Source organism: Peribacillus loiseleuriae (assembly GCF_001183985.1).
GTDB classification, from domain to species: Bacteria; Bacillota; Bacilli; order Bacillales; family DSM-1321; genus Peribacillus; species Peribacillus loiseleuriae.
The window spans coordinates 4,999,673-5,014,947 of the sequence record NZ_LFZW01000001.1 but is presented as its reverse complement, the minus strand read 5'-3'; the positions used below and the strand labels follow the sequence as shown (position 1 = coordinate 5,014,947).

Here is a 15,275-nt window from a genome sequence, read left to right as displayed (position 1 = left end):
CGGGGTCAGACTCTTTGCTTTGGACACCCACCTTCCTATTTTTTCAGTTTCTATATACTAATATAATTTAAATAAAATTAGTAAATCGAAATTATTTTATTATTTTTACTAATAATTATGAGAAATAAACACTAAAATGGGGATTATAATAATAGAACTAAAAAATAAATCGAATTTGCACCATTAGAAGGAGTCTTTATTTTGTATACCTTGTTAGCCTAATATGTTTTTGCTATAATCAATTTTGCTTAATGATCTTATCATTTGTACAATGCGCAAGGGGAAATTGGAATGATTTTATTTTTGAATACGTTTTCGTTAATGGGAAATGTACTGTGTATTTGGGCATGATATAAGTTGTAAATGAAAACTTATATGAATGATAAGTAGTCAGACGTTCAACTTTAAAATACTACCTAGTGGAGGTAACAAATGAATTATTTAATCTCAATCGTAGGATTAATTGTAGTTCTTGCTCTTGCCTGGATTGCAAGTAACAATCGCAAACAAGTAAAAATTAGACCTATAATCCTGATGATTATTATCCAATTAATCCTAAGTTATGTATTATTGAATACTAAAATTGGTCTTGATGTCATTCAAGCAATTGCAAATGGGTTTACGAAGTTATTAAGCTTTGCGAATGAAGGGATTAGCTTTGTTTTTGGCGGAATTACCAATAAAGGCGAATTTCCTTTTTTCCTAAATGTTCTACTTCCCATTGTATTTATTTCTGCATTAATTGGAATTCTACAGCATATTAAAGTTCTTCCTTTCATAATGAAATGGATTGGATGGGCACTTAGTAAAGTGAATGGCATGGGGAAGCTTGAATCATACAATGCTGTAGCATCTGCACTTGTTGGACAATCTGAAGTATTCATTACTGTAAAAAAACAGCTCGGTCAATTGCCTGCTCATCGTCTATATACATTATGTGCATCAGCGATGTCCACAGTCTCCATGTCAATTGTTGGGGCATATATGACAATGGTTGATCCGAAATACGTCGTGACGGCTGTTGTTATTAACCTATTCGGTGGTTTCATTATTTCATCCATCATTAATCCATATACAGTGACGGAAGAAGAAGACATCCTCGTTGTTCAAGAGGATAAACAAAGCTTCTTCGAAATGCTGGGTGAATATATTATGGATGGTTTCAAGGTCGCGATTATTGTTTCTGCGATGTTAATTGGCTTTGTTGCCCTAATGGCACTCGTGAATAGTTTGTTTGATATGATTTTCGGGATTTCCTTTCAAAGTTTAATTGGATATGTCTTCTCACCAATTGCTATTCTAATGGGGGTGCCTGCCTCAGAATCGGTAATGGCTGGTGGCATTATGGCGACTAAATTGGTTACGAACGAATTTGTGGCGATGCTTTCTTTAGGCGATGTAGCTTCTAGCTTAAGTGAAAGATCAATTGGCATCATTTCTGTATTCCTTGTTTCCTTTGCGAACTTCTCTTCAATTGGTATCATTTCTGGTGCTGTCAAAGGCCTTCATGAAAAACAAGGGAACGTTGTTGCTCGCTTTGGTTTGAAGCTTCTATACGGTGCAACCTTAGTTAGTGTATTAACATCCATTATCGTAAGCTTTATTCTATAATCTGAAGTGGTAGAGTTGTCTTATAAGGGTCTGATCTTGAACTCTCTATACAGTATAAAGTGTGATATATACTTTATACTGTATTTAGTTGTTGCCTGGTCGGGCCCTCTTTCTTTTGAGACAACACCTAAGAACCAGAGTAGAGTATTTTATTCCAAGTTAACAAATTGCAATACCCCACGGATGGTAGTTTCACTAATATTAACAAGGAGTGATGCGGATGAATGATTTTGGTGATAAACGGGAATTAGAATTAGCAACGTTTGCTGGTGGTTGTTTTTGGTGTATGGTTTCTCCTTTTGATGAGATAGAGGGAATTCTTCAGGTTGTTTCCGGTTATACAGGAGGACATGAACCAAATCCTACGTATAAACAAGTGAAGTCAGGCACCACTGGACATGTAGAAGCCGTCCAGATTACGTATGATCCTGCCAATATATCCTATACAAAATTATTAGAGCTATATTGGCAGCAGATCGATCCAACGGATGCAGTCGGGCAGTTTTCTGACAGAGGCCCAGCATATCGGTCTGTCATTTTTTATCATAATGAACATCAAAAGCAAGAAGCTGAGAAGTCTAAAGTGCAATTAACGGAAAGTGGCCTGTTTCAAGAACCGATTGTAACTGCAATCCAAAAGGCTAAGATTTTCGTTAGAGCAGAAGAATATCATCAGGATTTTTACAAAAAGAATGCATTTCGATACGCCTTATATCGACAAGGAAGCGGTCGTGAACTTTTTCTGAAGAAGTACTGGCCTAAGGATAAATCAGAGCTGAAGGACCGATTGTCTGCTATGCAGTATTTTGTGACTCAAGAAAATGGCACGGAACCACCTTTTGAAAATGAATATTGGGATAATAAGCAGGAAGGGATTTATGTTGATATTGTTTCAGGAGAGCCTTTATTTAGTTCAAGCAATCAATATGACAGCGGCTGCGGTTGGCCAAGTTTTACTAAGCCGATTCTTTCCGGATATGTGAAGGAAAACATAGACGTAAGTCACCGTATGACAAGAACAGAAGTACGGAGTAAAGAAGCTGACTCGCATTTAGGCCATGTTTTTGAAGATGGTCCTGGTCCAAAGGGACTCCGCTATTGTATTAACTCTGCTTCTTTGCGGTTTATTCCGAAAGCGAGAATGAAAAAGGAAGGCTACGGTGACTTGCTACTGTTATTTCATGTGAAATAATGAGTAACATGGATAGGATAAGTATCAAGGGGATTCAAAGTAATATAGGTAGAAAATAGAACGATTCTTTTTTAGCTGGAGGTGGAACATGGACTATCAATTACACCCATTTGGAGACAATGGAATCATGATTGAGTTGGGGACTGCAATTTCTCCGGATATACAGAAAAGAGTGCGTACAATTGCTTCTTTTCTTGATCAATATCCATTTGTGTGGATGATTGAATATATCCCGGCATTTACGTCTGTGACTGTGTTATATGATATAGGGCATCATGAACTTGTTAAGGATGGTTGTTTCCCATATGAACAGGCATGTGAGGAGCTAAGAGAGGCAATTGAGGGATTATCGCTTGAAGAAGGTCAGCTTCCAAGGTTGATAGAGATTCCTGTCTGCTACGGAGGTGAACTAGGTCCGGATTTGAAATTTGTAGCTAGACATAATGGACTTAGCGTTGAAGAGGTCATTAGAATTCATAAAACAAGGACTTACAACATACATATGATTGGGTTCGCGCCTGGTTTTCCATATATGGGTGGAATGTCTGAAAAGATTGCTACGCCAAGGAAAGAAACACCTCGCTTAACCATTCCTGCTGGTTCTGTTGGAATTGCAGGTAAACAAACGGGTATTTACTCAATTGAAACTCCTGGAGGCTGGCAGATCATAGGGCGTTCACCCGTTCAATTATTTCGACCTTTCAATAATCCACCTAGCTTATTACGGGCAGGGGATGTGATCACATTTAAAGAAATCACGTATCAGGAATACATAGAATGGGAGGATAGGGATGATAAAAATAATTAAACCAGGCCTTCTTACAACCGTTCAGGATTTAGGAAGGTATGGCTTTCAGAAATATGGGATTATTGCAAGCGGAGCGATGGATCAGTTGTCACATCGAATCGCCAATCTTCTAGTTGGAAATGACGAAAGCAAACCAGCGCTTGAGATTACATTAATAGGTCCAGTTATTGAATTTACTGAGACAGCCCTTATCTCGCTTGCGGGAGGGAATTTATCTCCGAAAATTAATGGATGTGCAATTGACCTGTGGCGCCCAACTCTAGTAAGCAAGGGTAGCACACTATCATTCGGCCCGTGTAAAACGGGCTGCCGCGCGTATCTAGCGATAGCAGGAAGTTTTCAAATTACAACGGTTATGGGGAGCGACTCCACTTATTTAAGAGCAGGAATAGGTGGTTTTAAAGGGCGAGCGTTAAAAGCTGGTGATGTTCTCAGGTCAGAACCAATGAGTAAATGCAGTACAAGGATTTTTCAGCGATTATCGAAAAGGTTAGCTGAACGGGATTATATTGAAGCTACTTGGATGGCAGACCCGATTCTCTCTTCTTGCTATATGGGCAAACCACCAATCAGAGTGATAAAGGGTCGACAATATCACTGGTTTACAGAAGAAAGCAAACAGGATTTTTTTCAAAAAGAGTTCATGGTGACTTCGCAATCAGATCGGATGGGCTACCGATTAAAAGGGGAACCACTGGCTTTAGCTACTGCAGAAGAAATGGTTTCCGAGGCGGTGGGCAATGGATCTATCCAGGTACCAGCTGAGGGAAACCCGATTGTTTTATTGGCAGATCGGCAAACAACAGGCGGCTATCCAAAAATTGCTCAAATCGCAACAGTTGATTTGCCAATTATCGCCCAAGCAAAGCCAGGGGACAAGCTACAATTTAAACTAATTTCGCTCAAAGAGTCTCAATTGATGTATTTGGAAAGAGAAGAGCGGATCAGACAATTAAAAATAGGTATCTCGCTTTTACATGGATAGGAGGGACAAAATGTTTAAGGTAGATTTAAACTGTGATATGGGCGAAAGCTTTGGTACATATAGGATGGGGAGAGATGAGGAAATACTAAATTATGTTAGCTCTGTAAACATTGCTTGCGGTTTTCACGCAGGCGATCCTTCTACGATGAGAAAAACAGTGAAGTTAGCTTTAGAGAAGAATGTTGGTATTGGCGCTCATCCAGGTTTTCAAGACTTAGTTGGTTTTGGTAGAAGGGAAATGAGCTTGACCCCTAAAGAGATAAGCGATCTTGTATTGTATCAAATTGGTGCGCTATCTGCATTTGTAAAAGCGGAGGGGGGGAAGCTTGCGCATGTAAAACCACATGGAGCTCTTTATAATATGGCAGCGAAAAACGCAGCTTTATCTGATGCAATCGCAGAAGCCGTTTATCAGGTAGATCCAGAGCTTATATTGTTTGGGTTGGCTGGTAGTGAACTCATTAACTCAGGAGAGAAAATCGGACTACATACTGCTTCGGAAGTTTTCTCTGATCGGACGTACCAACAGGATGGCTCATTAACTCCTAGAAAAGATGCTGATGCATTGATTACAGATCCTAAGCTTGCGGTCGGTCAGGTGCTGAAGATGGTTCTGGAGAATAAGGTGAAAACCGCCCAAGGAACAGACTTCATAATCCAAGCAGACACAGTTTGCATTCATGGTGACGGGGAGCATGCGGTCGAGGTAGCTCAGTTTATTTCAGCTGGGTTGGAGCAATCTGGGGTTAAAGTCAGTAAAATAAGTAGATGAAACATCGTAAATTACTTTCTTATCTGTAATTTTCGTATTCAGATAGTCAGAAATAAAAGGAAAGAGGCTGCCCCACATGCAGGGCCGAGACCCCACATCTGCTATATATCGTTTATATTTCGCGTAAATGACAGAATAAACGGTGTATAGAGTGTGAGGACAAGACCCTTTGAGACATCCTCTTCTTTTTATTTTATAGTTTAAATGAGCTTTTCAATTCAACGATTTGGTTCAGGACCAGATGTCCCTCTGTTGTATGTTTTGGATCTACATTGTAATAGCCGTGACGGAAGAACTGGTACTTATCTTGCGGTTGAATATCTTTCATATTTGGCTCAACAAACCCTTGTAAAATCTCAAGTGAATGAGGGTTTATAAGTTCAAGGAATGTTTTTTCTTCTTCCTCTTCATTAGGCTCTTCATCAAGAATTAATGGTTGGTAATTACGGAATTCCGCTGGTACTGCATGGGTAGCATCCACCCAGTGCAAGGTTCCTTTTACTTTGCGGCCAGTAAATCCAGAGCCACTTTTCGTTTCCGGATCATATGTGCAGCGAAGCTCAACTACATTGCCTTCTTCGTCTTTAATAACTTCCTCACACTTAATAAAATAAGCATGCTTCAAGCGAACTTCATTGCCTGGGAAAAGTCGGAAGTATTTCTTCGGTGGATTTTCCATGAAATCATCTTGTTCCACATAAATCTCACGAGAGAATGGAATTTGTCTTGTACCCATTTCTGGATTTTCCGGATTGATTTCTGCTTCAAGCCACTCTACTTGGCCTTCTGGGTAATTTGTAATGACCACTTTAAGCGGTTTTAAGATTCCCATTGTCCGAGGTGCTTTTAGCTTCAAATCTTCACGAACGAAATGATTGAGAACTTGACTGTCAATGGTTCCATATGCTTTTGATACACCGATTTCATAACAGAAAGCACGAATGGCTTCAGGTGTATAACCACGTCTTCTTAACCCTGAGATTGTTGGCATACGAGGGTCGTCCCATCCATCCACAACGCCTTCATCGACAAGTTGCTTCAGTTTACGTTTACTCATTACGGTATTGGTCAGGTTCAAACGTCCAAACTCATATTGTTGTGGGATACTTGCCATCTCACATTGCTCGACAACCCAGTTATAAAGTGGACGTTGGTCTTCGAATTCAAGGGTACAAATGGAATGTGTCACGCCTTCAATCGCATCCTCAAGTGGGTGAGCGAAAGCGTACATTGGATAGATACACCATTTGTCGCCTGTGTTATGGTGTTCGGCATGTGCGATTCGGTAAATGACGGGGTCACGAAGGTTAATATTCGGAGAAGTCATATCGATTTTTGCACGGAGAACTTTTTCACCGTTTGCAAATTCGCCATTGCGCATTTTTTCAAAAAGATCCAGATTTTCTTCAATCGACCGATCACGATACGGGCTGTTCTTCCCAGGCTCAGTTAAGGTCCCTCGGTATTCGCGAATTTCATCAGCGTTTAAATCATCAATATAAGCTAAGCTCTTCTTGATTAATAAAACAGCGCGGTCGTACATTTCATCGAAGTAATTGGAAGCAAAGAAGAGGTTATCCCAGTCGTAGCCGAGCCATTTTACATCCTCTTTGATGGAATTTACGTACTCTATATCTTCTTTCAGCGGATTCGTATCATCGAAACGCAGATTGGTTTTTCCGCCAAATTCATCCGCTACACCAAAGTTCAAAATGATTGATTTAGCATGTCCAATGTGTAAATATCCGTTAGGCTCAGGTGGAAAGCGAGTGATGACGTGATCATGCTTTCCTGTCTCTAAATCTTCTTTAATAATATTCCTAATAAAATTTGAAGAATTATGTTCCAATTAAGTTCGACCTCTTTCATATATAAACTCGTATACTTTACATTTAATTTTATCTTCATATATACCATAAATACAGATTTTTTTCCATGGATTGCGCCAATTGTGATTGTACATGCGTTCATTATCGGTCGTCCATACGCTCCTTATTCATATCTTTTCCAAATAAGCAGGGAATACCCTGAATGAAGACAGATTATGTACCTTCTGTTTTTTAGCGTGAGTTCCTCAAAAAGACGCTTAATTCAAATGAATTCCTCATTTATTCTTCCCTTGGCCTATACAACCGCTTCGTTTTTTTGAGACCCTTTATACAGGAGTACGTGCCTTAATCCTATTTTCAAGAACGATTTTATGGAAATATCAGAAAGTAAAGGAGTGGAATAATCGTTAGGACCTACTAATTGTCCTGCTCTTTCTATAATTATTCACTTTGTTCAGCTACAGGAATGAAGTATAATAGAGCAAATCTAGTAAAGAAAGTTGGAATAACTAATGACACCATTTGCTCAAGATCACTTACCTACATTTAAGGAAAATAAAAAAAATACAGGTAGACTTATGATAAAATGTCCCGATCAGCCAGGTATTGTTGCAGCTGTATCTTCTTTTTTACAAAATTTTGAAGCGAATATCATCGAATTAAGTCAATATTCGATGGACCCTAATGGTGGTACGTTTTTTACAAGAATTGAATTTGAGTGCCCGGAGCTAGAGAAGAAAGCTATGGGGATGACAGAAGCCTTTGAAACGATTGCGGATCAGTTTTCAATGGAATGGACATATACCAATGTCAGTGACCTTAAGAAAATCGCGATTTTTGTTTCAAAAGAGCCCCATTGTTTGCTGGAATTGCTTTGGGAATGGCAAAGTGGAGATTTACTGGCAGATATTGCGCTGGTTATCAGTAATCATGAAGATGCTCGTGAAATCGTTGAATCTCTTCACATTCCGTTTTATTATCTACCGGCTAATAGGGACATTCGTAAAGAGGTTGAGGCTAAGCAGCTAAAGCTTCTTGAGGAATATGAGGTGGATTTGATAGTTTTGGCAAGATATATGCAAATTTTAACTCCAGAATTTGTCTCAGCCCACCCAAATCGGATTATTAATATTCATCATTCCTTTTTACCGGCATTTATTGGAGCAAGGCCGTATGAACGCGCTTATGATCGTGGAGTAAAACTAATTGGAGCAACTTCACATTATGTAACCAATGACCTCGATGAAGGGCCGATTATTGAGCAAGATACCGATCGAGTTGATCATCGCGATCATGCGGATGACATGAAGAAAATCGGCCGTTCCATCGAGCGACGGGTATTGGCGCGTGCAGTCAGATGGCATCTTGAGGATCGAATCATTGTTCATCATAACAAAACGGTTGTATTTTAAAGATTAGTGAAACGTATAAATGACTTTGACAATCGCTTTGATCTCTAATTCACCAGGTTGGATCTGTGTGGAGGCAGCCTTTGCTACAAAGCTGGTTTGATAGAGAACTGGTAGTGGTCCAGCAGGGATTTCTTCAATGATTTCGGGAATCTGCTGCAGAGTAACGTCAGCAGCCTTTGCTAATGCTAATGCTTTTTGTTTAGCGTTTTGTAGGGCAAGTTCAAGTGTTTGATTATAATACATATCATGCTGAGATAATGAAAAGCGAATATTTGAAACAGAATTGGAGCCATTTTTGATGGAAGTGTCAATCATGCTGCCAACTCGATCGATATTTTTGGTTCGTATTTCCAAAATGTGATGTACTTTATAGTTTCTAAAAATTTCTTTACCATCCAGATAATCATATTGCGGATCCATTCGATATTCTTTCGTCTTAATTTGATCATCTGGAATGCCAAGTGAAGCTAAACCCTTCAGAATATTAGCCATGGCTGTAGCATTTTGTTGTTGAGCTATGGTGGGGTCCTTATTTTCTGTAATTGCACCTAATGTAATAATTGCCTGATCCGGAGAAGCTTGAATGGTTGCTTCTCCGATGACGGTTAATTTGTTTGGGCATTCATGTGAATGTTGGTTGGTTTTATCTTGAAAAGGAGGGAAAGACCCGTAATTCATGTGTAAGAACACATCCTTTCTGAGATATTTCTATCTATTTAAGATACGATTATCGTCAGGGGAACATGCTTTTTTTAAAGAATAAAAGGGGGGTGTCCCAAAAACAAAGGGCCAGACCCTTATGCGACACTCCCTTCATATTCTTAAGCCGAGGGTTATTCCAATATAATTTGTTTTAACGGCTCAACTGCCGGACCTTCTAAAACTTCACCAGCGATTGAGAATCGAGAAGCGTGGCAAGGGCAGTCCCAAGTACGGTCTCCGCTGTTCCATTCTACTTCACAGCCCATATGGGTACAGGTAGAGTCAACAATATGCAAAGTTCCTTCCGTGTCCCGGTAGCATCCTGCCTTGTCCCCGTTAACCCTAACAATGGCTCCTTCGTCATTCGTTAAATCCTCAGGCAATTTAGACACCATAGCAAATTTCCCTTGGATTAAGTGTTTGGCAACATCAAGATTATCTTTTACAATATTTTCTGCACCTTTCCATTGTGAACGTGAAGGGCTAAAGAGCTCTGCATAGCGATTGTCCTCGTTCATGATCTCATCTGTCATGATTTTTGCAGCTATAGTTCCTTTCGTTATTCCCCATTTGGCAAAACCTGTTGCAACCAGGACGTTTGGATGATTAGACGCTATACGCCCGATATATGGTAGATGATCAGGAGTTACATAGTCCTGAGCTGACCAGCGATAAGGAATGCCGTTAATTCCAAAATGCTTTTCTGCAAAGTCATGAACAGCTTCGTAATGTTCCATCATTGAAATCCCTTGCCCTGTTTTATGTGTTTCTCCTCCTATAAGAACAAGCTTTTCCCCATTTATAGTGGTATAACGGAATGTTCTCGATGGAGTGTCCGCACTAATATACATCCCACCAGGGAAATCATTCTTTGTTTTAACAGCTAATACATAGGAACGCTCAGCGTGCATTCTTGCAAAATAAAGACCCATTTCGTCATTAAAAGGAAAATGTGAAGCCGTGACTACATATTTACAAGCTATTTTTGCCCCATTACCTGTAATAATTACTGGTCTTTCCCCAACTTCAACTTTCATGGCTGTTGTATGTTCAAAAATTGCTCCTTTAGCATTTGTTATAAGAGGGAGAAGGCCGGTTAGATATTTTAATGGGTGGAATTGGTACTGATTTTTCATGATGATTGCAGCTTGACACGGAACAGAAAAAGGAATGGTATTCGTATATTCACCAGGAATTCCAAGCCTTTCGTAGGCTTTCATTTCACGTTCAATTTTACTAGCATATTCATCAGTTTCAGCATAAACATATGCATCTTCCATAGTTAAATCACAGTCAATATCATGTGTTTCAGCCGTTTGCTTAATGAAATCCATGGCTTCTTTATTCGCTTGATAATATAACTTTGCCTTTTCTTCACCGTGATCTGTAATGAGTTGATCATAAATTAAGCCATGTTGTGCGGTAATCTTCGCGGTAGTATGTCCGGTCGTTCCTGTCAAAATAGAGCCTGCTTCGATTAGAACCGTTCGTATGCCTTCTTTCGCAAGTAGGTAAGCGGTCGTGATACCGGCAATTCCTCCGCCAACTATAGCGACATCTGTTTCTATATCTTGAGTAAGCTTTGGGAAATCTGGAAAGGAGAGATGATCTCGCCAATAAGGTTCAGGGAATTTAGGTAAATCATAATAATGTTTATTTGGGTTTGGCATGGAATGTTGCCTCCTAATCATCTAAATTAAAACGTGTAAAATTTGTGAAGCTCTCCTATGTACAAGCAGCAATCCGTGTAGGGGAAAAGGTAATACCCGTGCCTAACTTCCGCCAATTATTACCATGCCCAGATTTATTGGATTATACACATTATTTTTAAAATGATATTTATGATAAGAAGGGGAGGGAGTATTATTAACCCGATTCGGTCAATAATAATCGAATTTAAGGAAAAAGGATTATTGTTTACAATTCGGTGTACAAGTAAACAAAATTGTAAACAATGTGTACAAAATTCGTTTACTTGTATACAAATATGTACACATGTTGATTTAGAGGGATGTGTACATATTTAATAGTGTTGTATACAACAATGCATGCGGGGGAAATCTTGAATTTGCGTCTATTGGGTTATTGACCAATCTCTTAAACTTTCATATCCTTAAATAGATGTAATAACTTCATTACATACACAGAGTGAGTAGAAGGGATTGGTTAGATGAGTACGACAAGAACCGCTGCAGTCGATGTAGGAAATGATGCAATCAAAGCTATATTTGGAAAGATGGATTCAGAACTCTATATCCCGAACGTTATTGCTCGTGATATTGAGGATCGACCAGTCATTGGAATAGAGGAACTTGATCAACAGGATCCTATCGAAGGAATTCACATTCGGGTTCACTCCCCTGCTCTTCTTGAGAATAATGCGATTTATCGGGTTGGCAGTTTGGCAACGAAAAGTGATAATCCCTTTGAATTAGATCCAGGGAGCAGTAAATCAGAGGAAGATCAAACGCTTATTATGTTGTTTGCTGCATTAGCGCTTGATGCAGTCAATGAAAATCAAGCCGCTGTTTTCAAAAAAACAAATAATGTAATAGATGCAAACTATACTCTCGGAACAGGATTACCGCTTCGTGAAGTGAAAGAAGGAAAAGACGTTGGGTACCGTTCTAAACTTATTGGCTCTGTTCATCAGGTAGAGTTTTTAATAACTCCTAAATATCAAGGGTTGAAAGTAAATATTAAATTTGATGAAGTGAAGGTGTATCCGGAAGGGTTTGCAGCGTATATCAACCTTGTGATGGATAACCATTCAAACATTATTAATAGAGACTTAATAGACAAACAAATATTAATTCAGGATATTGGTGGATTATCTACAGATATCGCTGTGATTAAAAATCGTAAAGTGGATGATGATAAAGCGCAGGGCTTTAACCTCGGTGTAGCAGAGGCACTGGAAGCCATTCGTGAGGAAATTCGTAAAAAGCACGGTGTTGAGCTTGATAGCAGACGTGACGTAGTTGAAATTATTACAAAGAAAAATGATCGTAATCACATTATGGTTCGCGGTTCAAGAACGAGTGTTCATGATATTACTGATCGAATTCTTGGAGAACTGGCAAAAAAACAATACCGTCATCTCCGTAATGTTTGGCAAAAAAACTCACAAACAGAAATTTGCTATTTTGTAGGCGGCGGTTCCATCGTATTGAAGGATTATTTGAAAACATTGAATAACCATTTAGATGGCTATAACATTGATTTCTTTGAAGATGAGAAAGAAAGCATCTGGATGATGTCCAATGCGTATTACAAATTGATAACTGATTTTGTAAGGAAAAACTCAAAAGTAGAAGGTAAAAAGCAAGAGCAAAAAGCAGGATCTACTAAATAGGTGTAATGAATGAAAAAACCAACTTCAAGTATTCAAAGGGGACAAGCGATTACCTTCCGAATTCCTTCTGATGCTCCAGATCACACATTAAGGCAATTGCAAAAATTAAAGGAGACAGAAAAACGCAACTTTTCTAGCACGATTGCAGAATATGTAATGGAAAGCGTAGGACGTACAACATTCCAAGATCAAGAAATGATTGCGATTCCTCTGCCTCATAAATTAAGTAAAGCACAACGGGATTGGTTGAAGCACACACACTCCGAAGCTTTACTTGGGAGTATTCTCTACCAGCTTTTAACAGATCCGCTTCGGGCAACTTCTCTGTTTGCTTCTTTGAATAGCAGCGCACTTGATATTGAAGATGCCCTGTACTTACAAGAGGAACCAGCTGCTTCAGTAAAACTTGAGATGAACGAAGAAGAAATACAGAATCAAGAAAAGGAACCTGAACTTGATTTAGACGATGACTTTGATTGGAGTCGGATGAATCAAGAAACAGAGTCCCAAGAAGAAAGTGATCAAGAAGGTCTTGATGATTTATTAGGTGATTTTCTTGCGCAGATGAATAAATAACGAGGGTGTCCAAAGAGGGTCTGATCTCATACTCTATGGACGGTTTATAAGTGGTACATGCACTTAATTTGAACTGTTCATAGTGGGTGGGGGGAAGACCCTTGTGTTAGGGGCACCTTCCTTGTTGTCTGGATTTCCAAAATAGGAATAGCTGTATAAACAGAACTCCCTCACCTGTAAAAATTGCTAGATTGACAGCGATCATGTGGCTAACGTTAAAAAGAAAGTAATCAATCGATATTTCTCCATTCTCGTTGTATTTCTTTGAACAATTATAATCCTCGCAAAATGAAACCTCCTTTTTCCGTTTTAAGATCGGTCAAGAAGGGGAATAATATGTGAAGCTTTCGTAAGCAAAGCCCCAAAAAACCTAGCATTTGCTAATCTATAATTTTATATAAGGTAGGTTGTGAATGATAGCGCAATTATTTGTTTCCTAAAAATAATGCTTATGCATACTATTTATAAGACAATATCAAACTGAAGAAATGGTATACTGGCATAAGTATTTTAACTAAAAATGTACGGAGAGTAGGCAGGTGTGAAATGAAATTTACGGAACTTGGGATTCGTTTAACAATTGAACAGATGTTAAACCAGAACGGAATTCATGAACCAACAATAATTCAAGAACGAGCAATTCCAGAAATTATTGCAAAAAAAGATGTCATAGCAAAGGCGCAAACGGGAACAGGAAAAACATTAGCGTTTTTACTTCCTATTATTGAAACAGTGGATCTCGAGGCTCGACATATTCAATCGTTAATTGTTACGCCGACAAGAGAGCTTGCGCTGCAGATTACTGCAGAACTTCAGAAGTTTGCAGACAATATTGAGGGCTTAACTGTTTTGGCCGTATACGGGGGACAAGACGTAGAGCGTCAGATGAAAAAGCTTGAACGGGGTATTTCTGTTGTCGTAGCGACTCCGGGTAGGCTTCTTGATCATACGAGACGTGGAACGATTGATCTTTCGCAGGTTGACAAGCTTGTGTTGGACGAAGCTGACCAAATGCTCCATATTGGGTTTTTGCCAGAGGTAGAAGAAATTATCGAGCATCTTCCACATGAGAGACAAACCTTATTGTTTTCAGCAACCATGCCTGATCAGGTGAAACAGCTCTCGAAGCGTTTTATGCAAAGTCCAGTTACGATATCGGTTAAAAGTGAAGGTGTGACCGTTAAAGAGATTCGTCAGGTTGTCATCGAAACAACAGACCGTGCCAAGCAGGCAACGTTGTTTAAAATGATTGATGAAGAGCGTCCATTCTTGGCTATTGTTTTTTGCAGAACAAAGCGCAGAGTATCTAAACTGCATGATGCATTGAAAAGTGCAGGATACAATGTGGATGAATTGCACGGAGATCTGTCCCAGGCGAAAAGAGAACGGGTGATGAAGAGTTTCCGTGATGCCGCGATTCAAGTATTGGTGGCTACAGATGTAGCTGCACGGGGGCTGGATGTTGAAGGGGTTACTCATGTGTTTAATTATGATATTCCAGAAGATACAGAAAGCTATATTCATCGGATTGGGCGTACAGGACGCGCTGGCGAACATGGTTTGGCAGTTACCTTTGTCGCGGCAAAGGATGAAGATGAACTGATGGAAATAGAAAACGGGATTCAATTGAAATTGGAGCGAAGAAGAATCGAAGGGATTAAAGTGAATGAAGCAACAGAAGCTCCACGTAAGCCAAAACGCTTTCAAGGGAATAATGCGCGTCAAGATTACAACAAGCGTCATGGAATAGAGAGTAAAGGAACGAAGAAAGAAAGCGGAAGAAAGCGTGGGGGCGAAGGCAGGGGTCCTCAAGATTCAACTGCTTCTACTCGTATTTCTTCATCAAAAGGAAAAAGCAATCGACGATCTAGATAGTAAAGAAGATGTTATAAGGGTCTGATCTTGTCCTCTTTATACAGTATATAGTGCAGAATATACGCATTTAATACTGTATTTAGTAGGTACGGGATCGGACCTTTTTCTCTTGTGGTACGCTCTTTTGTCCTGCCTAGAAAATATACGCCTTAAGACGT

12 protein-coding genes are annotated in these 15,275 nt (G+C 39.4%); 9 read left to right on the top strand and 3 right to left on the bottom strand.

Annotation, left to right across the window (positions count from 1 at the left end; all coding sequences use genetic code 11):
* The first annotated feature begins 432 nt into the window (after positions 1–432).
* From AC625_RS23175 to AC625_RS23155, 5 genes are all read left to right on the top strand, one after another.
* A complete protein-coding gene (locus AC625_RS23175) occupies positions 433–1,611 on the top strand; it encodes a NupC/NupG family nucleoside CNT transporter (protein WP_049683412.1) in 1,179 nt (392 codons plus the stop codon).
* A 220-nt stretch (positions 1,612–1,831) separates the two neighbouring features.
* A complete protein-coding gene (msrB, locus tag AC625_RS23170; protein ID WP_425415470.1) occupies positions 1,832–2,803 on the top strand; it encodes a peptide-methionine (R)-S-oxide reductase MsrB in 972 nt (323 codons plus the stop codon).
* Positions 2,804–2,891: 88 nt separating this feature from the next.
* Positions 2,892–3,611, top strand: coding sequence for a 5-oxoprolinase subunit PxpB (pxpB, locus tag AC625_RS23165; RefSeq protein ID WP_049683410.1), 720 nt, complete (start codon positions 2,892–2,894; stop codon positions 3,609–3,611).
* On the top strand, positions 3,595–4,596 hold the full coding sequence (locus AC625_RS23160; RefSeq protein WP_049683409.1) for a 5-oxoprolinase subunit C family protein: 1,002 nt from the start codon (positions 3,595–3,597) through the stop codon (positions 4,594–4,596). The genes pxpB and AC625_RS23160 overlap by 17 nt, the downstream gene beginning before the upstream one ends.
* 10 nt (positions 4,597–4,606) lie before the next feature.
* Positions 4,607–5,368: a LamB/YcsF family protein gene (locus tag AC625_RS23155; RefSeq protein ID WP_049683408.1), complete on the top strand. Its 762-nt coding sequence runs from the start codon at positions 4,607–4,609 to the stop codon at positions 5,366–5,368.
* A gap of 193 nt (positions 5,369–5,561) precedes the next feature.
* Here AC625_RS23155 and AC625_RS23150 read toward each other — a convergent pair whose 3' ends face one another.
* Positions 5,562–7,217, bottom strand: a complete 1,656-nt coding sequence (locus AC625_RS23150) for a glutamine--tRNA ligase/YqeY domain fusion protein (protein WP_049683407.1) — start codon at positions 7,215–7,217, stop codon at positions 5,562–5,564.
* A 492-nt stretch (positions 7,218–7,709) separates the two neighbouring features.
* Between AC625_RS23150 and purU the strand changes: the two genes are divergently transcribed.
* A complete protein-coding gene (gene purU, locus AC625_RS23145) occupies positions 7,710–8,609 on the top strand; it encodes a formyltetrahydrofolate deformylase (RefSeq protein WP_049683406.1) in 900 nt (299 codons plus the stop codon).
* Between the two features lie 3 nt (positions 8,610–8,612).
* Here purU and AC625_RS23140 read toward each other — a convergent pair whose 3' ends face one another.
* Positions 8,613–9,287, bottom strand: a complete 675-nt coding sequence (locus tag AC625_RS23140) for an SIMPL domain-containing protein (protein WP_049683405.1) — start codon at positions 9,285–9,287, stop codon at positions 8,613–8,615.
* Positions 9,288–9,442: 155 nt separating this feature from the next.
* A complete protein-coding gene (locus tag AC625_RS23135) occupies positions 9,443–10,981 on the bottom strand; it encodes an FAD-dependent oxidoreductase (RefSeq protein WP_049683404.1) in 1,539 nt (512 codons plus the stop codon).
* A 500-nt stretch (positions 10,982–11,481) separates the two neighbouring features.
* Here AC625_RS23135 and AC625_RS23130 point away from each other — a divergent pair, with 500 nt between their 5' ends.
* The 3 genes from AC625_RS23130 (at position 11,482) to AC625_RS23120 (ending at position 15,117) form a co-directional block, all read left to right on the top strand.
* Positions 11,482–12,666: a ParM/StbA family protein gene (locus AC625_RS23130; RefSeq protein WP_049683403.1), complete on the top strand. Its 1,185-nt coding sequence runs from the start codon at positions 11,482–11,484 to the stop codon at positions 12,664–12,666.
* Positions 12,667–12,675: 9 nt separating this feature from the next.
* Entirely contained in the window at positions 12,676–13,242 is a 567-nt protein-coding gene (locus AC625_RS23125; RefSeq protein WP_049683402.1) for a hypothetical protein, read from the top strand.
* Positions 13,243–13,788: 546 nt separating this feature from the next.
* Positions 13,789–15,117, top strand: a complete 1,329-nt coding sequence (locus tag AC625_RS23120) for a DEAD/DEAH box helicase (RefSeq protein ID WP_049683401.1) — start codon at positions 13,789–13,791, stop codon at positions 15,115–15,117.
* The last annotated feature ends 158 nt before the right edge of the window (positions 15,118–15,275 follow it).